Origin of the sequence: Anaerobiospirillum thomasii, from assembly GCF_900445255.1 — a bacterium.
In the GTDB taxonomy this organism is placed as follows: Bacteria; Pseudomonadota; Gammaproteobacteria; order Enterobacterales; family Succinivibrionaceae; genus Anaerobiospirillum_A; species Anaerobiospirillum_A thomasii.
The window spans coordinates 330838-352519 of the sequence record NZ_UAPU01000007.1 but is presented as its reverse complement, the minus strand read 5'-3'; the positions used below and the strand labels follow the sequence as shown (position 1 = coordinate 352519).

Here is a 21682-nt window from a genome sequence, read left to right as displayed (position 1 = left end):
TATTTCCTTATTATTCCTTGATTGAAGCAGATAAAATTAAGCCATTTGAGTCACGGTATACCCCGTTCTCATCCACTGTAAGATCAGGCTTGATGCTGTTTTTTAAATGTGCGATATCAGATGCCATGTCTGTGGCACTTATAGCTTTTGTCCGTGCACTATAAGCCTCTTCGATGCGTCTGGCATATAGACTACGGACTGAATCGTAATTTCTATAGTCATCCGGCATTTTCATGACCTCGTTTAAAACCTCAGAGAGAATGGCCTTGTTGGAGCTGTGAATGTACATATTAAGCACGGATAAACAGGATTTTAATGGAGCGCTACGTGTGTGCTCTGACTTATATTTACAATAAGTATAAAGCTCATGAGATAATCGTTGCGCCTCACTTAAAACGTCGTCAATAGTGCGATATTTACGCTTTTCAATGACCTTCTGGTGATTTTCTGGCATATGATCGTGCTGTGTTGAGTTTTTAGCGTCAGAGTCTTTTAACTTGGCATGCGTAGCTATAAGTTTGCTGTCACAGTAAATACTCAATGAGTTTTCATACTCTTTCACTGTCACCGTGTGATTTATATATTTATATGGCACTGAATACAGCTTGCCATTATGCTCAATATGGTAGTTTCTGCGTACCTTTGCATACGATACAACGGCATAGGACGGTATTACATTGATCATGGCTCTTGCATGAGATTTTTCACAATGTTCAAATAAAAATTCACGGGTTGTGTTTGGATCTTTGTGAAAGTAACTAGTAACTATTGCGACCCTAGATTGTAAAACCAAGTCAGATTACTATAACTCCCATGGGGAAACCCATAGGATCTGCCTTGTTGCAAATAGATTAGAGTAGCCATGCCGGCTTTGATATATGGCTATAGACGGTCAGCAGCTCGAGTGCAGAGAGTGTAGGATCATTAGAGGCTTTTATTTAAATGCATGCTTTGATAAAAAGCCTTGTTATCAGAGGTAAAATTTTCAGCAGCGCTCAATATAAGACACATTTAATCACTTATATAGGCCTTGGCTCACAAAGAGCCGAGGCTTGGTTATCATTCTCCATGACTTAAGATCAGAGTCTTGAAATCGTATGGGGTAAGTCCTTCATAGCTGATTTCATCAAATATGGTCTTATTAGCCTTATCATACAGCCCAATGCGGATCTTTACTTTATTGTCCCCATCTTCAATAATTTCTGTTCTTGATTTTGGCAGTGAAACTGCATGTGACTGCATACCTTCGAGCATCAGTTTCTGCACAATTCTATATCTGATATTGGCCATAAGCCATAATGTATACTGCGTAAATGATACATTATTCATTGTACAGGTATTGGCAATAGTCAGGTGATCTGCAAAAGTCTGAGCACTGTCCGGGTGATTTAAAAACTGGAAACTGTGACGCGCACAGGCTCCCAGCCTTATAGCTCTTTCAGCTGCTGATGAGGATAGCTCTATATGTGGTTTATCTACAAACTCTCTGAGCTTTGTCTCCTGATTGAGCAGATAGATAAGAGGACCAGAGACAGCATGCTGATTTGATTTTCTGTATTTGACACGGCCATGGCGACTGCCAGAGCATTTAATAACTATATTGCCATTTTCTCTGATTATGTGTCTTACCACATCAAATATAGCATCCAGCACCTTAGAGGATATATTCTTTCTGTACTTTTCTATCTCATCTTCAAATGAGGTGCCTTTAATGATAGCTTCCTGCCAGGCGCTGCTGTCTATATAAAACAGGCAGTTGATGAGGTAATAGACAATAAAACAGTCTCTGTTCAGAGCAGATAAAGATTTTGCACCTTTATTCTTTTGCTCATATTTTATCAGGTTCTCCATAAAAGCACTCATCTCACAGCCATCTGGCAGCAGATATTGATTGTAGATTTTAAGCAGTCCTGATTCAGTTAAATAGCGGTGCAGAGGTCGTCTGGCATGAGTCCAGCACGAGGCATGGCAGATATCTATGCCGGCCTTTTTAAACTCCTCGACGGCAGCATCATAACCTGCATAGCCATCAGTGGTTATAGTATCAATTGAGCTTGGATTTTTACTGTCGAGCAAATCCAGGACATTGTCAGCATTTCTACTGTCTGAGGCTCTGAAATAGGTGGCACTTACCTCCTCCGTCCAGGATGTGGCCATACACCATAACTGTGACTTTTTAATATAACCGCCTTTAGTCTTTTGCGAGCGTACCTTAAGTGTGGTCTCGTCCATAATAACGCTGCGACAGTTATAGAGCATGTCATTATGAATAACCTCAGCCACTCCATGGAAAAAAGCTCTTGAGCCTCCATTTATAATATCTGTGATATGTACACGCGACCAGTCAACACCCAGGCCGTTGAGCATGGTGGTAATACGGCTCTTAGGAGCACTGAGCATGGCAAACATTGAGTGTAATGCACTCATAAGCCCAGCAGATAGAGCGCATTTATTAAAGCATGGCAGCAAGGCAAAGGCATCAAAATCAAAAGTGTTGGGATTTATAATGTCATTTCTGCCCTTATAGCTAATTAAATCATGGGCTATATCATGTGAGCTTTTAACTGCACCATCATGGCGGCAGATATTCTGCAGGATCTTCTTGTTAACCTTAGCTTTATTGTCTGAGTTTTTAAGCTCGCTGTTATCTGCAGACTCATTCGTGTGGGTTTTGGGTGTATTTTGTCTGTCCTGATTTGTAACAATAACCTCTTGATTTAATGACTGTTCTATTTTTGAGTCACATTCGTTTGAATTACGAACACCTTCCTCAGGCCTATCATCGCTTCTGGTTTTTACCTCATAGGTATCATAGGCAGTTATCAGAGCAGGATTGTATTCTATGGTAGTGCCGCAGCCTACACCTATGAGATTCTGTACAGCACTGAGGCTGATTTTGGTATCAATACCCTGATACTCTTTAACCTCATTTGCTCTTTTAACCTTGCCGTCAAATTTAAATTCATGGATATGTTTGCATGTAGGGCAGTAGCATCTGATTCTAAAACCTGTAGGCACTTTGATGGCTTTTGTAATGTCGCTGTCTTTAGAGAGATTTAAAATGCTCCTTTCTTCTGCAAGTGGATCTAAAACCACACCTGCTGAGTTTTTATTATTTTTTCTAATCTCACCTGACAGCTCAATAACACTTTGCACGCTTTGCAGTGTGGACATGCTGTCAGCACAGCACTCTTTCTCCTCCACATCACACATTAAAGAGAGCTCTTCCATGTCCCTGTCATCGTGGCTGACTATAGAGGCCGCTGCCACATCTACATCTTTATGCTCTGTATAATCAGGGTATGTGGCATAGGTTGGTGCAGTATTTTCGCTGTCTTTTGGCTCTACGTTATTTGCACTGGCGCTCTCTGAGCCTTTTATGCTGGAATCTGAGCTATTTTCAGAATCGCTCTGGATTTTATAGTTTTTATTGCTCTCGCTTTGTGATGATACATATGTACCCCTTATATATCTGCCAAGTTGTGCAGTAGCAATGCGGGCATTGGATAAAAATATCATCAGATATGAGTTAATCTCTTTTAGATTATATAAATCCTCAGGAGGATTGTCCTTTATAAGATTTGCAAAGGCATCTCTGTTATCCTTGATAAAGGTGAGTGCATTGACTATAACGTCCTTCTGGCCTGCATTGCCTGCCTTGAGCTCCTCAATTTCATTCTTCTGTTCAGAAGTTAGCTTCTTATAATCGGCAACAGAGTCATTTAGCTCGTTTATACGTGTATCCTGACTTTTAATATGGGCTCGCAGCCTGGTTATGATATCAATCTGGCTTTTCTGCTCTTTAACAGAATGACTCTGTAGCTCCTGCATTTCTTTTTTATGCTGCTGGCTCTGCTCCTGCATCTCTTTTTTATGCTGCCGGCTCTGCTCCTGCAGCAGAGCAATAAGCTGCTCCTTGCTAAGAGCATTTAAGTCTGTACCTGCAATATTGGTGGCAGGGGCTGTGTTACTGTTGTTGCGATCTAAGTGAGCCATATTAATATCCTTATATCCGTATTGTACCGTACCTGAGGCCAAACCCATAGAAGTATGCAGGTCAGCTTTGCTTCCTGCGTCTGCTGTTATTCATTGCCTTGCACTGCTCCATGGTGTAATAGCAGTTGTTTATTATCTTGCCCAGATATATGGTCTGAGTTTTATACTTGTCATCGACTTTAAAGCGCTTACGCTCGACCACATAGATAAAATTACCTGTCTTATAGATACGGACATCAGGACCTGTGGGCAGATTTTTAACCTTGCTCAAATCCACGCCATGCTCTTTAAGTGTGGTATTAAGCCTGGCATGCCTGCGCCTCGTTGGTACAGAGCCATCTGGAACTTCGCGTAAAGACAAATCCTTTTTAAAGCGGCTATGAAACTCTTCCATAGAGTAATAGGTATTATCAACCACACGGCCTACAATAGTTCTTATTCTCTTTTTTCTTCCAGTAGCTTCATCTACCTGAGTTTTATATACAGCCACATAAATTTTGCCCTTGTCTTTATATACTGATACAGGCTCATCCTGTGGCAGATTTTTTATGGAATTTTTATCAATAGGCATAATAAACACCTCAATTCGTGGATAGGTCAATTATACCATAATTATATTGATAAATAAAGAAAATCACCTAAAATAACAGCATTTTTAGGTGATTTATATCACAATTCTATACAGATATTTTTCTTTTATTTTCAATGGTTTAAATCGCAACTTAAGTATCAAGTCTTAGCAGCTCTTCAAGCTCACTGCGAGTATAAGAAAGGGGAATTTTTCCTTCATCTAGCTCTATATCAAAACGACCAGAGTTGAGTACTCTGCGTACCAGCGAAGTTCCACTACTATCCACTATAATCATCGTGGCTATGGTCCTTTTCTTGTTAAAGGTAAGTACTGCTATGCGGTCTACTCCGTTCCAGCCAACACCAAATGCATTATTAGACAGCTGAGCTAAAAGCCTGTACATGCCAAAACGGCCACTGACAGGCTCTCGGACCAGCACAATACGCATATTCTGAGGTAAAAACATTATCTATCTCCTAAGCTCACGCCTGATTTATGCCAATATGACTTATAAGTTTTGCTATAGATAGCTCTGGCTCAGCTACACTGCAGTATTCAAAAGAGATAGTGCCCATATTTACTTTTATCAAATGATTTGATTTAGTATCTGAGTGGGTTACACCATCCTGATTTATAAGCGCAGGAACCGATTTGACGCCGTCTTCTTCCTCTGTTTGACTTCTTAAAGCCACCGACATGGTTGATGAACCTGCCATATCATGTGAAGGCAGAGCTTCAGCTGGTAGTGTTGTATCTGCTAAGGGTGTGGCCTCTGACTGAGCATCATCAATTACATCTATAAAACTAAATGGCTTTAACTTTTCAGAGCAGACATAACTGCCTTGGGTATCTGCCAGCTCATGCTCTTTATTGTTCTGTGGAATATCATTGTTATAATGAAGTATTAGTGTTGGCAGATACATGCCATCGGCAGACTTAAGCAGCGTACCATTCTCAATACAATATTTTGTGGTAGGATGTGAAAACTGTCTTATGATTTTATAACCGAAGTGATTTGAAATACCAAACTTTTTACAAATATATGCTAATCCTCTTCCGTCCTTCACCAGACGGTATATTTCTTTAAGCAATGTTATCAAGGCCAGTTGCTCGCGACTTTCAAACAGATCACCTAAGATCTCTCGGGCGAAAATTAAAATGCTACGCTGAGTGGCCATACCATACTTATGGCTTAATTGATAAGAGCAAAGCTTGGTCTGAATCAAATCGTTAGTAAGAGCCTTACGTTCTTCTTCAGAAAGATTATTTACAGATTTTAAATTTGGGCGATCCATATAGTCTCCTCCGTTTTGGAAATATTCTATATAGATCAGCGACTTTTTAAAGGGTCCTAATAGTTTCTAGTTACTTGTGAAACGGTGCCTGATTTATGTATTTATCAATCATTTTCTGCAGGCAGATATTGTGCTCTTGCAGATTCAACTCCTGTTTTGTATCATATTTACTAATCACTCTTTCAGTCAATAGTCGTACCGCAAATTCAACCCTTGACTTATGAGTCGGTGACCTTGGAGAGGCGGGTGATATAAATACACCAAACTGTGATAGGTAATCATTAAAAGATCTGTTTGTTACAGACTCTCCATGCACGCTGCAGTCTTCAACCCATGCCTTCGCATTATCTGGAATAATCTCATGTGGCAGACATCCCCACCGTTGAAAAGCATTAGCTAATGCATTACATGTTGCCTCAGTACTCTGTCTCTGGACAAAACAGCCAAATGTATAGCAGCTTGCAGACCACGTAGCTACAAAGACACTGAATGTCTCCTTAATACCTCCAGTCAATGTCAATTCAAGTTTGGTGCCTGCAAAATCAATCTCGCAGCTAACTCCATACGGCTTGTCTATGATCATGACAGGATCTTTACTCTGTATTTTAAGCTTGTCTTCAGCATCCTTCAGTAGGCGATAAAATGAGCTCCTAGTTATAGGGGTAACGGAGGAAAAGCTACACTCATCAATATATCTGAAATAATAAAACTGTTTGTTTTCACGAGTAATTATTCTATCTAAAGCAATCTCTTCAAAATCAGGCTGATGCTCTGACCTGGAAATGCAGGCGACCTTTTTTGCATCATCATTCATGCTATTTGAGCTTGTTGAGCCATAGCAGATATATAAAAGCTCCTGATTGCTTTTGCTTTTTAAAATGTTCTCACTTACAACATTGGCCTTAAATAATCTTCTTTGAATATGGGCCACTGTTATTCGTGATATGCGCTCTCTTATGCCAATAGCAGATTTAGTGAAGCCAGCAAAAGTCAGCCTCGCTATAGTCCTTATTTGCTCAGAGTTTAATGTTTTACCTTGAGACATATTTTCTCCATATAGTTTACTGCGTTAAATCCAGTATCTAACGCTTCGATGGAGCTATTATCTAAGGAAATTCCTGATGTTTATGTATTAAAGTGTACTATTCTGCCCCAAAGGGCGTTGGCACATTCCCCTAGAATATATAAAGTGAAGCGACCTACTATGATAGATGGAGTATCGTCACCTTTTGTATTGCCTTTTTTACATTGTGAATATACCTTGCCAATACGTGATTTCCAGTCTTTGACAAGGGCTTTTGAAATTTCCGGGTTTCAATCTCGGTTGATCTTATTAATAACCAACACCAAATCCTATATATATCAATCAATGAATCTGATCTTTAATCTTTAAATCTTGGTTTTAACTATAGATCCGGGACGTTTTATATCATTCCTAAATTTGCTCTTGAATTCCTAATCTTCTCGCCTGATCCTGATCTTGTAATCGCAGTTCTGCCTTTTGCACATATCTTATGTTATGCAAACCTTTATTCTTAAGCATATACATCAGATCTTATTGCATTATTTTAATGCACTCGTCTACAACGCAGCTCTTTTTATGGCTACTTTATGTAAACTATTGAACATTGTTAGAATCAACTAAAAAGTTGTTTTGCTAGGATATTAGAAGGAGAGGTGAGCTCACTTCCGCCAAGAATAAAGAGCTCACACTACTTGAATGTTTATTTTAACACAAAATTTATTTTCTAATATTGATGAGCTCAATGAAGCCATCAATAATGGCCTTTCAAAGCCTATAAGATTGCTTTTACATAAAGATGCTTTTCAATATTTAATCTGTCCACTCTGTAATAAGAAACTCAAATTTAAAGCTTATATTAGCAAGGCCAAACGCCTGATCTATGGAGTGAAAATTACAGTGCTTATTCCTCAGATGTTTTGCGAAAACAAAGATTGTAATTGTGGTGCTTGCAAGAAGCATAAGGTGTCACGTTACCATCTTGTACAGCCAGATATTTTTGAGCCTGGCCAAAGTCATTTAAAACAAGTTATTGAAGACTATATAGCAGCAGAATCAGAAAATGTACAAAATAAAGATTTAGAAGCTCGCTGCGGTGATCTCAGTCTATTTAAACAAGAATGTAAGAAAGTATTAAAGCTGATACAAAGATGGAAATATCATATAAAACAGTTTAACTCTCTCAAGCATAGAGTATTTAAATTTTTTGATATTACGGTTTCATGCCTGACGGCCCCTAGGTTCTGCCTGTTGCTCCATAATAGTGAAAATATACAAAATGCCATACTTATGCGCTTTCGTACAGCAAATAACGACTAATTTTTAAAAGTCCTTAAAATACCCTTTGTTGAAGACAAACATGGGGTTTGTCATATTTTTTTAAGGAACTTTTAATGACAAAAAGACAGCATTTGAGCGCAGACAAGCTCAAAGACATAGCCAAGCTTATTCTTGGAGGGCTGAATAATACCCAGATTGGAGCTAGAGTTGGTGTCTCCCGTTTTACTGTATCGCACATAAAAGAGAGGCTGTTTAAAGCAGACATCTGCTCCCGATACTCTCTTGAGCTTCTTAGTAATCAGCAACTTGTAGATATATGCTATCTGGCATCAGGTACAGATAATGGTACTCAGGAGGAGCATGTCTCCCGCTCAGAGTTTATGCCAGATTTTTTGGAGATGGCTGTAGACCGCCTGGAAAGGCATATGAGCAAGCAATTTTATTATTTTAATTACATGGAAAACTGTATTGCCAATAAATGGCACTACTTATCTCGCAGTCAGTTTTATCATTATTTAAAAAAGGCAGAAGATGAGCTTTTTGCAAAAACGGCTGATCCAGTATTTATCATGGACAAGACATATGGACTAAGCTGCGAAATTGATTTTGCCGGAAAAAAGTGTGCTCTGACACTTCCTGGAGGCGTTAAGACAGATTTTAATGTATTTGTAATTGTGTGGTCTGCCAGTTGTTACGTTTTTGCAAGATTCGTAGAAAGACAGACCACAGAGGCTACATGCATAGCTATAAGCGCTGCATTTAAGCACTTTAACTGTCTACCCCAGGAAATAATACCTGACAATGCCAAAGCATGGGTAGAAGATCACTCTATTATATCAGAGCCTATCATAAATAAATCATTTGAAGACTTTATGTCGCGTTTTGATGTATTTGTACATCCAACATCACCACGTGCGCCAACTCATAAATCCAGGGTTGAATACGCTGTAAGGTTAATAACTGAACGTGTTATCAACAATTATGACAGTGACACACCAAGATCACTGGAGGAACATAACCACCTATTACAGGATCTGATTGAAAAGCGTATTAATCAGGCCCAGCTGCGTGGAGATTTAGAGCAAAACAGAGCCTATCTGTTTGAGCATTGTGAAAAACCTAAAGCCCGCGCCATGATCTCTACCATACCTCAATTTGCCCATATCTATATCCTCAAAGTGCCTCGTAACTACCATATAACATTTGGTACAAATAAATATTCTGTCCCATATACCTATATAGGTCAGGTGGTAACAGTCAGAGTGTATGAAAATATATTAACAATATCATGCGATGATCGCCTTATTGCCACGCATCCTATTAATTTTGCACAAAATAACAGCGTCAATACGATTAGAGCACATATGCCTGAGAACCACAAGGCCGTTCAAGATGAAAGGAAGTATTTAAAGATTGAACAGGCGCTGGATGAAGCTTTTAATCTCAGTAAAAATCTGCACTCATACTGTTCATGGAAAAATAAGCAAAAAAACGGACATGCCCTCAAAGCATGTGTTGCGGCCATTAATTTCTATAAAGGATCTGCCAACACAGAGCTTGCTGATAAGACATTCATGAAAATAATGCAGATGGAACCAGCTGTTAGAAACATAACAAATTTAGTCCAAATTTATAAGCAGATGGTATCAGAGTCTTTAAAACCGCGTGAGGATGATATTGCCGATATAGCCTGTACTGCAGAAGATCCCGTCATCAATGAGCCCAGATCTGACAAAGCCAGTGAGCAAGGTAATTTAACATTTAGTGTTGATGACGATGGTGTTCTGCGCAACTCTAGAGATGTGGCTATGGCCAGAAAATTGGGTAAAGCACAGGAGAATAAATAATGTCAAATGAACAAACTTACACTCTAACTGAAGATGAAAGCCGTATAATAAAAGCTTTTAAAGACATTCGTTTAAAAGGCCTTGCTCTGGCCTTTCATCGCCAGTTTACAACGCCAGACATATTTAGCGGTTTGACATTTAATGAAAGACTGCTGATGGCGCTTCAAGAGCATATTGATTATGCTAATGAGGTTAAAGGTCAGACGCTGTTAAAGCGCAGTAAACTCAGAGGAAATCAAGATTTAGATTTTATTTTAAGGAGTGAAAAGAGAGGGCTTAGTAATACAACTATGGCAGAGCTTGCCTCGCTGAGTTTTGTAGTTAAAAAACAAAATGTCATAGTACGAGGAGCATCTGGAACAGGTAAGACAGAGCTCATATGCAATATCGGTAGAAGAGCTTGCCTCAGAGGCATGAGTGTACAATATACAATAGCCAATGATCTCCTAGAGCAATTCTCTATATTTAACGTAGAGCAAAGACTTAAATTCAGAGAAAAGCTTAAAAAGGTGCACCTGCTGATAATAGATGATTTATTTTTGACCGACTTTTATGAAGCCAGGTATGCTAAATATCTTAATGATATTTTAAATGATCGTATTAATACTGCGTCTACACTGATAGCAACACAGCTTACATCTGTAGGTATGGCTAAAAGGTTTGTAAATATTGATGCAGCCATAACAGATGCTGTAACTAGGCGCATTAATCAGTGTGTACAGGATATTACACTTCTGCCATATGACTTTGTCTAGGAGCTTGTCGTGTATAAGTTAAAAATATTAGGCCGTCTTGCATTTAATAATGACAGTAACTGTCTTTATATTGATGACTATGAAATAAATATAGGAGATACCATCTATCTGAAAAAAAAGGATAGACATGGCAAATCAAAATGGATCTCCCATATGGTCGATTTTAATTTAAACAGCCATGAATGGTTTCTAGGAGGTAAACCAATGAGGCCGCAACTTCATCTTGGCAGAGTTGTTAAAATCGATATCATTTTATAACACAAAAACCCTGGCCTAGTGTCAGGGTTTTATCTCTAATAAGCCTATATAAAAGCTATATTTATGGCGTCAGTTTACAGAGTAACTGCCTAAAGATCTGACGTGCTATACAAGATCAATAGATGATGTAACGGAAGTACTGTTTTGGTGCAATAGGAACTTCTGATAACCCTCAGGATCTGACGATGCCTTTAAAGATGGCATGATTACCAGAAGGATTTAATAGACAAAAGATCATGTGTAAGAAGAGCGGAAATACTGATTTAGGTCAGGATCAGATGTATAAAAACAGTATTGAACAAAAGTAGGCAGGAACTACTGCTAGAGTTTAGGACAAATTTTAGCTCAAGATCAGATGAGATTTAATAGGAATTGGTGTCGTCCGTTTTCAAGATCTAATACTGAGGCACTACCGGATCAGATGAGATTTTAGACCGGATTTTCCACAAGACCCATAGCTTTTATAATGGTATCTATAATATCGGCTTCTTTTTTCCTTTGGTTATTGTAATTGTCAATGGCTGATTTTACATCAAGTACGTCATTATCCTGAGCTGATAGCCTTGTAGACTTAGGAGTATAGATATCAGCATTTTCAAAGCAATTTATGTAAAGCGTATCTTCTTTACTAAGACACAAAGGCATAACCATAGCCTTGTTGAGATTTGATGTGATCTGATTGATCGTTATATGTACCCCATACTCACTGAGTCTTATCTGCATCAGTCTTAAAATCATCAGTGATAACACACAGATAAATACATGAGCAACAGTTCTTTCATAACGCTTGACATAAACAGGTCTGAGCTCAAAGCTATTTTTCATTATTCTAAAACATTCCTCAATACGCACTAAGGAGTGATAGGCGCCAAGCACTACACAATCACTTATTTCAGCTCCTTTCTCTTTAACACTTTTTGGATCTTCATAAATAATCGCGCTATATCCTGCAAGCCTGATTCGGTTTTCGATTACATCCTGATTCAGAGCTACGGCTTTATAAAGCTGCTTGTCTTTTTTATTTTGTGTTACTTCTTTTTGTGTTTTCACCAGACAGCGCCAGCCAGAGCCGGACGGGTTCCCCATAAGTCTGCCTTCATCAATGGCTTGTTGGGCCTTGATTTTTGCCTCTTCAATATCATGCAGCTCTTTTTCCCTACGTTTTGGAGAGAATGTATAAACAATATTGCAATTAACCTTTATGGTTTTAACAGTTCCATTTTCAAGCACTACCCTTGCGCTTTTTTCCTTTTTACAAACCTTATATTTAAAGCCTCTGTCGATATCGTCTTTAATAAAATTGATCTTGCTGTCAGATGTCAAATCAAAACTCTTCCAGCCGTTAGGATCCAACATTTGCTCAGTATCTTTTTTCGACTGTCCAGTAATCTTCTGAGCAACAATAAACCCCAATGATTTCTTTAATATCTCCTCAAGATTGGAGGTAGAGTTAATGCCTCTGTCTGCAACAAAATAACAGTTCTGTACGTTATACTGCTCTTTGAGTCTCTCAATAGTAGGAGCAACCTGTTTAAATTCAGAGTGATTGCCAGGAAATACAGCAAAATCAATAGGAACACCTCGCTCATCTATTACCAGAGAAACTGAGACAAGGGGTTGACTGAAACGTGCCTCTTTTGATGGGCCGCGCATTCTTATAAATTCTTCTTCATGATCTTTAATAGCAGTATCCAGCTCTCCTAAAAACTCTTCACTGTCAAGGTACTTCTCAATCTGTTCAACACTTGCTCCACTGTCAATAAGCTCATCTTTTTTCTGCTTAATAAACGTGTGTGTAAATTGCTCTCTATCGTCATATGGAGTTTCAAAGTAGCAGTTGGTGCAGTCGAAAAATATCATATTTGGACCGCCATCTTTGTTACATGGTTCATAGTCTTTTTGTGCATATGATTTCTTTACTGCGTATGGCAAAAGCTCTCTGTAGAATTTATTGAAATAATCCAATGCTGCGTAGATATTGTCCTGACAGATGCCTTCAATAGGATTATTTAAAACAGTGCTCTGCTCAGTAAATGAGTTAATGTAGGATGACGGACTGGTAATTTTTCTGCACACCAGATAGAACAGGATGTCAGAAAGTTTGTAGGAAGTTATTTTAGTAAATTGCTTTTGTAGATAGTTAAGTTTGTAGTCAAGATTAAGCTGCTTCCATATTGGTCTTATGATGAGATTTGAATAGTGCAGCAGATTAGCTTTATTGAAATTGCTTTGCTCGAATGAGTTGGCAATATCTGTAATAGATGTCAACGATCTATTGATGTGGTTCTTTTGCTCCTCTCTGCTCTTTTGTGCAGGCTGTGCATATTGAGCTTCAAGTTTTGAAAGAGTCTCACTGTCGATACTTTCAAGTTTACCGAAACTTTTTATGGTTCTGACCTTACGTTTGCCTGAATCTGGATCTTTATAATTCTCTACCAGATACAGATAGACCCCACCATTTTTAGTTCTTTTAGTCAGATACATAAGCACCCCCGCCGTTTTATGTTCTTATTATATCATATTTAGGGTATGTGGGGTGCGTTGTAGATAAAAAAATATAATTTGGCGCAAAAAAAGGCCCATTCGGGCCTGGAGACATTTTTTATATTACTTAAGTGCTAAACGCAGGAAGGCTCTTATAGCAAAAGAGGAGGAGAATGTGCAGATACGCTGCAACGGCCGCTTCCTGGGTGTTGGCTATTTTAAAAAGGGTATGTTAATTCCACGCCGTATGATGTCAAATCTGGATTTTTAAAACCTTACATCTGCTCTGTGTACTTTTGCAGCAGATGTAAAATCAAATCTGCGTGATCATTGCTGTCATTTAAGGCAGCAATATACTCAAGCCTATCCCCGCCATGTTCAATAAAGCGTTTTTGATTTTCAATCTTTATCTCATATAAAGTCTCAAGACAGTCAATGCTGAAGGTGGGAGCAATTACAGTTACATGTTTAATGCCATCTTTGGCAAGTTCAATTAGTCTCTCATCTAAAAAAGGGCCAAGCCAGGCCTGCCTTAAACCTGCTGGTGACTGATAGGTATGACTTATCTTATCAGGATTGAGCATAAGAGCTTTGCACACTGACTGTGTAGTATATTCACACTCTTTTTGATAGCTGTCCCCTGAGGCAATAGACTCCTTTAGCATAGAGTGATAGGTAAAGATAATATGATCTCCAAGGCTGTGATCCTTAAAAGATGCAGCAAGGGCCTTGATATAGGCATTATCAAAACAGTAGGATTTAATGGAGTGAAAATTGTAAGGCTCTGATATATTTACAAAAACTTCTCTTAGAGTCTTTTTAATCAAAGACATGGCGGCCTGTGTGGTGGCTCTGCAGTACTGAGGATATAAAGGTATAAAGATAATATCATCAGCGCTGTAGCCTTTAGCCTTTAAAGCAACAAGCACATCTTTTAAAAAAGGTCTGCTATAGCTTTGTGCCTGATAAAAATCACAATCATCAGTGGCTTTATTAAGTGTATCTACAAGATTTTGTGTATAGATAAAATAAGGATTGCCCTTATCGGTAAATATACTTTTATAGTGTGACAGGATACGAGAAGAGCGCAGAGGCAGAATAAGTCTAAAGAGCAGTGGTTTTAGCCACAAAGGCAGCTTGACTACATTGATATCCGATAAAAAGCGGCGCATAAAGGCAAGATACTCAGATCTGTCTGCTGCGTATATAGAGCCTGTATTGATAAGAACAACCGCTTTTTTCATAATCTGACACTAAAGACTAAAATACATCTGCAAGCATGGTTTTAAGCTTTGCCACATCATGTCCGTCAAGCTCTCTGTAGTTAAAAAAGCTCATATCAAATTTAGCTTTGATATCAGTGGCGCTGTATAGATAGCTGCAGGCTTTGACAATAAGCTCATCATCAATATCTGTGCATACCTGAAGATAATCAAAGCTTGCCGACAGGGCTAAAAGACAGGCACAGCCTAAAATTTTACTCTCAGAGCCTTTTTTATAATGTCTTATAAAATGCTCGTTTGCTCCTGTTGCCATGCCATCTATTAAAAACAGATTTCCATCTGTAAATGAAAGATCTATAGCTCTTTGCTCACCATCAAGCCAGCGTCTTACAATATCGCAGCTGCGTGATGGCTTTTTAAGTAGCATATGCCAGCCTGGAGCTATGGCCTTATAGGAAAAATCATCATCCTTTTGGACACAGTAAATGGCAAGTGAGGCAATAATCTCTGCAGCTTTTTCAAAATCATCACCTGTAAGCGTTCCTATAAGAGTCTGACGCTCTGGCAGCAGTGCAGGGACAATGACATCATACATATCAAAGCTGTCATCACTTGCATGGCGCAGAGTTCTTGGGCTAAAGTGCACGCCATAGCTGTTTAGGATCTGCGAGAGCTTTATAAAATTAACCCTTAAAAAGGCAATGGTCTTTTTATGATCATTTTCAGTTATGGTGGCCAGAGCGCCTTTGCGCATAATTTTAACCTGAGCCTTGGTTAAAATGCTCTCATCAAGAATACCTAGGGTTTGAAGGGTATCTAAGGCTGTTATGACCTCATCAAGGCAGAGGTTTAGATGCTGAGCTATCTGATAGGCATGCTCCTTTTTGGAAAAAAGGGCTCTATCAGAGCGTGAGCTCCAGAATAAAAGCACGGATAAGGTAAGTGACAGGGCACCTATCTTATTGTCACACAGTACATTAAGCTGCGGATAATAGGGTATGCGAATCAGTCCGGTTTTTGACATCTGAATTGTTTTTTAGGTGTATAAAGCAAAAAAGGCAGGATTAACCTGCCCTTTTAGTAAATCATTTTAGAGCTTATGACCCATTTCATAGGCATCATCGTGCACATCGGTCACGGCGCGGCCTGAAGGATCAGCCATGTTCTTAAACTTCTCATCCCAGGCAATAGCTGTCTCTGTGGAGCAGGCTACTGACTTGCCATAAGGTACAGTGCTTACAGCTGATGGGAGTTTAAAGAGCTCTTCAAAGATCTCGCGATACAGATAGGCTTCCTTGGTGACAGGAGTGTTGACAGGGAAGCGTACGGCTCTTTGCTCAAATTTTACATCAGATACCTGCTGCTCGGCATAATCGCGCAGAGCATCAATCCATGAATAGCCTACGCCATCAGAGAACTGCTCTTTCTGACGCCAGAGCACATCATCTGGCAGCATGCCGGTAAAGGCCTCACGCAATACCTTCTTCTCAATAGTCTTGCCAGGGCACATCTTATCCTCAGGATTGATGCGCATGGCAACATCTAAAAACTTCTTGTCAAGGAATGGCACACGACCTTCAACGCCCCAGGCCATAAGTGACTTGTTGGCGCGCAGGCAGTCATACAGGTGCAGCTGTGAGAGTTTACGCACGAGCTCTTCGTGGAATTCCTTTGAATCAGGAGCCTTGTGGAAATACAGATAGCCACCGAAGATCTCATCTGAGCCTTCGCCTGAGAGTACCATCTTGATACCCATGGCCTTGATGTAGCGGGCCATGAGGAACATTGGGGTTGAGGCGCGGATGGTGGTTACATCATAGGTTTCAATATGATATATAACATCGCGCAGGGCATCTATACCCTCTTGTACTGTATAGTTGATTTCATGGTGTACAGTACCAAGATAATCGGCAACTACACGGGCTTTTTTCAGATCAGGTGCATCCTTGAGGCCAATGGCAAAAGAGTGCAGGCGTGGGAACCAGGCCTGTGTCTTGCCGTCATCTTCAACACGGCCTTCGGCATAAAACTTAGCAATAGCTGAGATAACTGATGAATCAAGACCGCCTGAGAGCAGTACGCCATATGGCACGTCGCACATGAGCTGACGCTTGACGCTGTCCATCAGAGCCTCTTTGAGCTGTTCAACAGATGTAGTATTGTTTTTGACATTGTCATACTCCATCCAGTCGCGCTTGTAATAGGTCTTAAAGTCACTGCCATCTTTTGAATACAGATAGCAGCCTGGTGGAAATTCCTTGACGGCATCGCACACAGGGGTCAGTGCCTTCATTTCAGAGGCAACATAGAAGCGGCCGGCATGATCCTGACCTACATATAAAGGTACAATACCCATGTGGTCACGGGCAATAAAATAGCTGTTATCCTCAGCATCATAGACCATAAAGGCAAAGTCACCGATAAGACGGTCTAAAAAGATCTCGCCTGTCTTTTTAAATTCTGCATATAAAGGCAGAATAACCTCACAGTCAGAGCCTGTGGAGAATTCATAGGCGTCTTTGAGCTCGGCTTTTAACTGTCTGTGATTGTAAATCTCACCATTAGCGGCAAGTACATGAGTGCGATTATTATTGTACAGAGGTTGAGCGCCGTTTGATGGATCTACAATTGACAGACGCTCATGCACGATAATGGCATGCTCGCCCTGATAAATACCCTCCCAGTCAGGACCACGATGCAGCTGGCGTCTTGACATTTCCAAAGCCTGGCGGCGCAACTGTTCTGGGTTTTCTTTAATCTCAAGAATTCCAAATATTGAACACATTTTATTTTTCCTATTTATAGATTTGCACTCATTTTCTTACAGATATTAATCTGCAACTGTATAAAAACACATTCGTGAAAATATAGCAAAGATTATCATATCTTTGCACCGTTTTGGTAAAAATCTTGCAGGTGCTGTCACATAGGCAGTGCAGTGCCTAATGAAAAAGCTTTGCGCATATCTTCCCGTTTTTGCTACAAAAGGTGCCTCTTTTCAAGAATATTTTGCATGTGCGTGCATAAGTCTAGCTTTTTGAAACAAATAAAACATTAGCAGTAAAAATTACTTTAAAATATACAGCTGCATATTAAACAACAAAAATAGATATTAGGGCAGCAATCAGATCATGGAAAGCTTTGACATAAATTATGTATTTTTTATAGGTGGTACACTTTTAACTATAGCTGTTCTGGCCAGCAAGCTTTCTTCATTTTTCGGCGCTCCCATACTGCTTTTGTTCCTGGCTATAGGTATGCTTACAGGTGAGGACGGTCCATTTATTAAAATCATCTATAATGACTACTCATCGGCCTTCTTTATCTCAAACCTGATGCTGGCCATTATTCTTCTTGACGGCGGTCTGCGCACAAATGTCAAGATGTTCCGCTCGGTGGCCTCAGAATCACTGCTTTTAGCAACGGCAGGCGTTATTGTAACCTCAGGTATTACTGGCCTTGCTGCCTATCTGTTTTTCGATCTGTCTCTTATTGAATCGCTGCTTATTGGCGCCATTGTTGGATCAACTGATGCGGCAGCCGTATTTTCACTGCTAGGTGACGGCGGTGTGCATTTAAAGGAAAAGGTTTCATCGACACTGCAGATAGAATCAGCCACCAACGATCCTATGGCTATTTTGCTCACCACTGTGCTTTTAGCCTTTGTCACAGGCGATGTGACATCCCCTGTGGATATTGTACTTTTCTTTATCTCACAGTTTGGTCTTGGCATTATATTAGGTGTGATCTTTGGTCTGTTCGGCCGTTTTGTTATAGCCTCAATTCATTTATCCTCAGGTCTTTATACTCTATTAGCCTTAGGCCTTGGTCTTGTAGGCTTTGCCATTACAGCCTCTCTCAATGGCTCAGGCTTTCTGGCCATATTTATCTACGGCATGTTTATTGGCAATCAGAATATAAGACCTTTGAGCTATATGCTGCCAGTAGGTGAAGGCTTGACCTGGCTTGCTCAGATTACACTGTTTTTGATGTTAGGCCTGTTAGTGACACCGCATCAGATGCTGCCATATCTTGTACCTGGTGTGGCTGTGGCCTTTGTGCTGGCCTTTGTGGCCCGTCCTCTGGCTGTATTTTTATGCATTAAGCCATTTTTCAAGAAGTACTCAATAAAAGATCTGTCCTTTATCTCATGGGTGGGACTGCGTGGCTCTGTGCCTATTGTTCTGTCCATCTATCCTGTAATGGCTGGCGCAAATGATGCGCAGCTGTTCTTTAACGTGGCCTTTATTGTAGTGCTTTTCTCATTGTCACTGCAGGGAGCCACACTTTTGCCTGTTGCCAAGATCTTTAAGATCTATGCCCCAGCCTCGGTCAGTCCTATTAATAAATCTCAGGTTGGTGTCATGCTCTCTGATGATTTTGAGCTTTATAGCTACAATGTAAAAAGAGAGAGTCTGGATGGTGTCAAACTGCGCAATATACGTTTTCCAAAGCGTACACAGATTGCAGCCGTGTTCAGAGATGGTCACATGTTAAAGGCCACAGGTGATACCAAGCTTGTCAATGATGATATTGTAAGTATTATTGGCTCTCCTGCCGATGAAATGCTGTTAAACTCAGTATTCTCACGCGATCAGAATCAGAAGACGCCAAAGCTCTACAAGGGCGATACCATTTTAAACGGCAAGATGACTATGAGTGAGATTGCAAAGACCTACAATATTGAGATTACAAGCTTTGAGCAGACTATGAATCTGTCTGAGTTTATGACCTATCATATAGGCGGTTTTCCGCAGGTTGGCGATGTCTTAGGCCTTATCAATGTCAAGCTTACAGTAGTTGAGATGACAGGTGACAGCGTCGAGCGTGTGGGTCTTGACCATTATACCTAAAGCTTTGCATCTTGTTTAAGATATAAAATTATACTGCAGTCAGATGGCTGCAGTTTTAATTTATATGGGATTAAAACAACAGGACTCTTTAAAATATCTGTGTTAAAACATTACATAAAATCTGCTTTAGCCTTAGTGGTATAAAGCCAAGATATCTATAAAAAAGGGGAATTTGTGAATGGCGGTTAGGAAGGGATTCGAACCCTTGATACGCTTTCACGTATACACGCTTTCCAGGCGTGCTCCTTCAGCCTCTCGGACACCTAACCAAATTTGTAAAGTGAGTGTATTTTACGCAAAAAAAATAGAAAATCAAGTTTTGATTAAAACTTTTTTTAGCGAACAAAAAAAAGCGCCTGCAGATGCAGGCGCCTGATTAATTAGAACTAAGCTTTATTTAGACGTATTTAAAGCCGATTTCCTCAATCTTCTTGCTCCACTCCTTAGGACCTACGGCGTGGATATTGTTGCCCTGAGCGTCAACTGCAACAGTAACTGGCATATCGACAACCTTAAACTCGTGAATGGCCTCCATGCCAAGATCCTCAAAGGCTATAACCTTGGCGCTCTTGATGGCTTTTGACACAAGATAGGCAGCTCCGCCTACAGCCATGAGATAGGCAGCACCGTGCTTCTTGATAGACTCAACAGCAGCAGGGCCGCGCTCTGACTTGCCGATCATGCCAAACAGGCCAGTCTGTGCAAGCATAGTCTCAACAAATTTATCCATACGGGTTGAGGTGGTTGGACCTGCAGGGCCTACAACCTCATCACCTACAGCAGGAACAGGGCCTACGTAGTAGATAAGCTTGCCCTTGAAATCAACGCCATCAGGCAGTTTCTCACCCTTGGCAATCATATCGCAGATTCTCTTGTGGGCAGCGTCACGGCCGGTTAGAATGGTGCCGCTTAAAAGCAGGGTATCACCCATCTTCCAGGTGGCAATCTCTTCTTTGGTCAGAGTATCAAGATTTACCTTCTTAACATTGTCAGAGCCACTAAGCTCAATCTCTGGATAGTCATCAAGTGATGGAGGAGTGAAGGTGGCAGGGCCTGAACCGTCAAGCTCAAAGTCGATGTGACGGGTGGCGGCGCAGTTTGGAATAATGGTTGTGGCCTTGGATACGGCATGGCAAGGATAGCTCTTGACCTTGACATCAAGCACAGTGGTCAGACCGCCTAAACCCTGAGCGCCAATACCTAATTTGTTAATCTTCTCATAAAGCTCTAAACGCAGCTCTTCATCGGCATTGCTAGGGCCGCGAGCAATAAGATCCTGAATATCAATAGGATCATTTAAAGCCTCTTTGGCTAAAATTGCAGATTTTTCAGGAGTACCACCAACGCCTACACCTAAGATGCCAGGTGGGCACCAGCCTGCACCCATGGCAGGGATTTCATGTAAAATCCAGTCAACAATTGAATCTGATGGATTTAACATCTTTAAGTGGGTCTTGTTCTCAGAGCCACCGCCCTTGGCTGCAATGGCAACTTCAACCTTGTCGCCCTTGATCATTTCAATATGCACAACAGCAGGGGCATTGTCCTTGGTGTTGACTCTCTTGCCTACAGGATCGGTTAAAACTGATTTGCGCAGTGGATTGTGCTCATCGCAGTAGGCGCGTCTTGTGCCCTCATCCACCATTTCCTGTACAGTCATGTCGCCTTCAAAGCGTACATCCATACCAATCTTGACAAAGCAGGTTACAGCGCCTGTATCCTGACATAATGGACGATGACCTATGGCACACATTTTTGAATTCTTTAAAATCTGGGCAATGGCGGCCTTTGCAGATGGGTTCTGCTCAATGTCATAGGCTTTTTTCATGGCATCGAGGAAATCTTTTGGATGATAGTAGGAAATGAACTGCAAAGCCTCATAAATAGAATCTATAAAGTCTTTAGTCTTGATTAATGTGGTCATGGGCAAATTCCTAAATAAATGAATTGATAACAATTATTAGTTTGATTGTAGATCGTCTGATGTCTAAAAAAAAGCTAAAAAATCAATTTATGCCACAGGACACATAATTTAGAGCATAACAATGGGGCAGATCCGCTAAAATTTTCTTGGAGTGTATTGAATATATTGTTATAT

At 40.3% G+C, this 21682-nt stretch carries 17 protein-coding genes and 1 tRNA gene; 6 read left to right on the top strand and 12 right to left on the bottom strand.

What is annotated here, in order from left to right; all coding sequences use genetic code 11:
- Positions 1-10: 10 nt before the first annotated feature.
- From DRZ93_RS08815 to DRZ93_RS08790, 6 genes are all read right to left on the bottom strand, one after another.
- Positions 11-793 (bottom strand): Mu transposase domain-containing protein, encoded by a 783-nt coding sequence (locus tag DRZ93_RS08815; RefSeq protein ID WP_172458156.1) that lies wholly within the window; start codon positions 791-793, stop codon positions 11-13.
- A 266-nt stretch (positions 794-1059) separates the two neighbouring features.
- Entirely contained in the window at positions 1060-3996 is a 2937-nt protein-coding gene (locus tag DRZ93_RS08810) for an IS66 family transposase (protein WP_172458154.1), read from the bottom strand.
- A 61-nt stretch (positions 3997-4057) separates the two neighbouring features.
- The gene (locus tag DRZ93_RS08805) at positions 4058-4567 is read right to left on the bottom strand and encodes a hypothetical protein (protein WP_113745867.1); all 510 of its coding nucleotides are present in this window, start codon (positions 4565-4567) and stop codon (positions 4058-4060) included.
- A gap of 151 nt (positions 4568-4718) precedes the next feature.
- Positions 4719-5033, bottom strand: coding sequence for a hypothetical protein (locus DRZ93_RS08800; protein ID WP_113743094.1), 315 nt, complete (start codon positions 5031-5033; stop codon positions 4719-4721).
- A 16-nt stretch (positions 5034-5049) separates the two neighbouring features.
- Positions 5050-5862, bottom strand: a complete 813-nt coding sequence (locus DRZ93_RS08795) for a hypothetical protein (protein WP_113745866.1) — start codon at positions 5860-5862, stop codon at positions 5050-5052.
- 70 nt (positions 5863-5932) lie between these two features.
- A complete protein-coding gene (locus DRZ93_RS08790; RefSeq protein ID WP_113746380.1) occupies positions 5933-6907 on the bottom strand; it encodes a DDE-type integrase/transposase/recombinase in 975 nt (324 codons plus the stop codon).
- A 675-nt stretch (positions 6908-7582) separates the two neighbouring features.
- Here DRZ93_RS08790 and DRZ93_RS08785 point away from each other — a divergent pair.
- The 4 genes from DRZ93_RS08785 (at position 7583) to DRZ93_RS08770 (ending at position 11024) form a co-directional block, all read left to right on the top strand.
- Positions 7583-8203, top strand: a complete 621-nt coding sequence (locus DRZ93_RS08785; protein ID WP_113745870.1) for a hypothetical protein — start codon at positions 7583-7585, stop codon at positions 8201-8203.
- A 74-nt stretch (positions 8204-8277) separates the two neighbouring features.
- Positions 8278-10011, top strand: coding sequence for a Mu transposase domain-containing protein (locus DRZ93_RS08780; RefSeq protein ID WP_113746020.1), 1734 nt, complete (start codon positions 8278-8280; stop codon positions 10009-10011).
- Positions 10011-10766, top strand: a complete 756-nt coding sequence (locus tag DRZ93_RS08775) for an ATP-binding protein (protein WP_113745864.1) — start codon at positions 10011-10013, stop codon at positions 10764-10766. The genes DRZ93_RS08780 and DRZ93_RS08775 overlap by 1 nt, the downstream gene beginning before the upstream one ends.
- A gap of 9 nt (positions 10767-10775) precedes the next feature.
- Positions 10776-11024 carry a hypothetical protein gene (locus DRZ93_RS08770; protein ID WP_113745863.1) on the top strand — a complete coding sequence of 83 codons (249 nt, stop codon included), beginning with the start codon at positions 10776-10778 and terminating at the stop codon, positions 11022-11024.
- Positions 11025-11453: 429 nt separating this feature from the next.
- On the opposite strand, the gene DRZ93_RS08765 is transcribed toward DRZ93_RS08770, so the two are convergent.
- Positions 11454-13508, bottom strand: a complete 2055-nt coding sequence (locus tag DRZ93_RS08765; RefSeq protein ID WP_113746379.1) for an IS1634 family transposase — start codon at positions 13506-13508, stop codon at positions 11454-11456.
- Between the two features lie 73 nt (positions 13509-13581).
- Between DRZ93_RS08765 and DRZ93_RS13925 the strand changes: the two genes are divergently transcribed.
- A complete protein-coding gene (locus DRZ93_RS13925; protein ID WP_113746378.1) occupies positions 13582-13779 on the top strand; it encodes a tRNA pseudouridine(55) synthase TruB in 198 nt (65 codons plus the stop codon).
- Between the two features lie 4 nt (positions 13780-13783).
- Here DRZ93_RS13925 and hemH read toward each other — a convergent pair whose 3' ends face one another.
- The 3 genes from hemH to asnB all read right to left on the bottom strand — a co-directional run bounded on the left by hemH (position 13784) and on the right by asnB (position 17516).
- Positions 13784-14752 carry a ferrochelatase gene (gene hemH / locus DRZ93_RS08755; RefSeq protein WP_113746377.1) on the bottom strand — a complete coding sequence of 323 codons (969 nt, stop codon included), beginning with the start codon at positions 14750-14752 and terminating at the stop codon, positions 13784-13786.
- A 16-nt stretch (positions 14753-14768) separates the two neighbouring features.
- Positions 14769-15755, bottom strand: a complete 987-nt coding sequence (locus DRZ93_RS08750) for a hypothetical protein (RefSeq protein ID WP_113746376.1) — start codon at positions 15753-15755, stop codon at positions 14769-14771.
- A 66-nt stretch (positions 15756-15821) separates the two neighbouring features.
- Complete coding sequence (gene asnB, locus DRZ93_RS08745) at positions 15822-17516, bottom strand: asparagine synthase B (protein WP_113746375.1); 1695 nt, start codon at positions 17514-17516, stop codon at positions 15822-15824.
- Between the two features lie 346 nt (positions 17517-17862).
- Here asnB and DRZ93_RS08740 point away from each other — a divergent pair, with 346 nt between their 5' ends.
- The gene (locus tag DRZ93_RS08740; protein ID WP_113743941.1) at positions 17863-19584 is read left to right on the top strand and encodes a potassium/proton antiporter; all 1722 of its coding nucleotides are present in this window, start codon (positions 17863-17865) and stop codon (positions 19582-19584) included.
- A gap of 179 nt (positions 19585-19763) precedes the next feature.
- Here the strand turns inward: DRZ93_RS08740 and DRZ93_RS08735 are convergent.
- Both DRZ93_RS08735 and DRZ93_RS08730 read right to left on the bottom strand, forming a co-directional pair.
- Positions 19764-19853, bottom strand: a tRNA-Ser gene (locus DRZ93_RS08735).
- A gap of 128 nt (positions 19854-19981) precedes the next feature.
- Positions 19982-21508 carry a fumarate hydratase gene (locus tag DRZ93_RS08730; RefSeq protein ID WP_113746374.1) on the bottom strand — a complete coding sequence of 509 codons (1527 nt, stop codon included), beginning with the start codon at positions 21506-21508 and terminating at the stop codon, positions 19982-19984.
- Positions 21509-21682 lie beyond the last annotated feature (174 nt).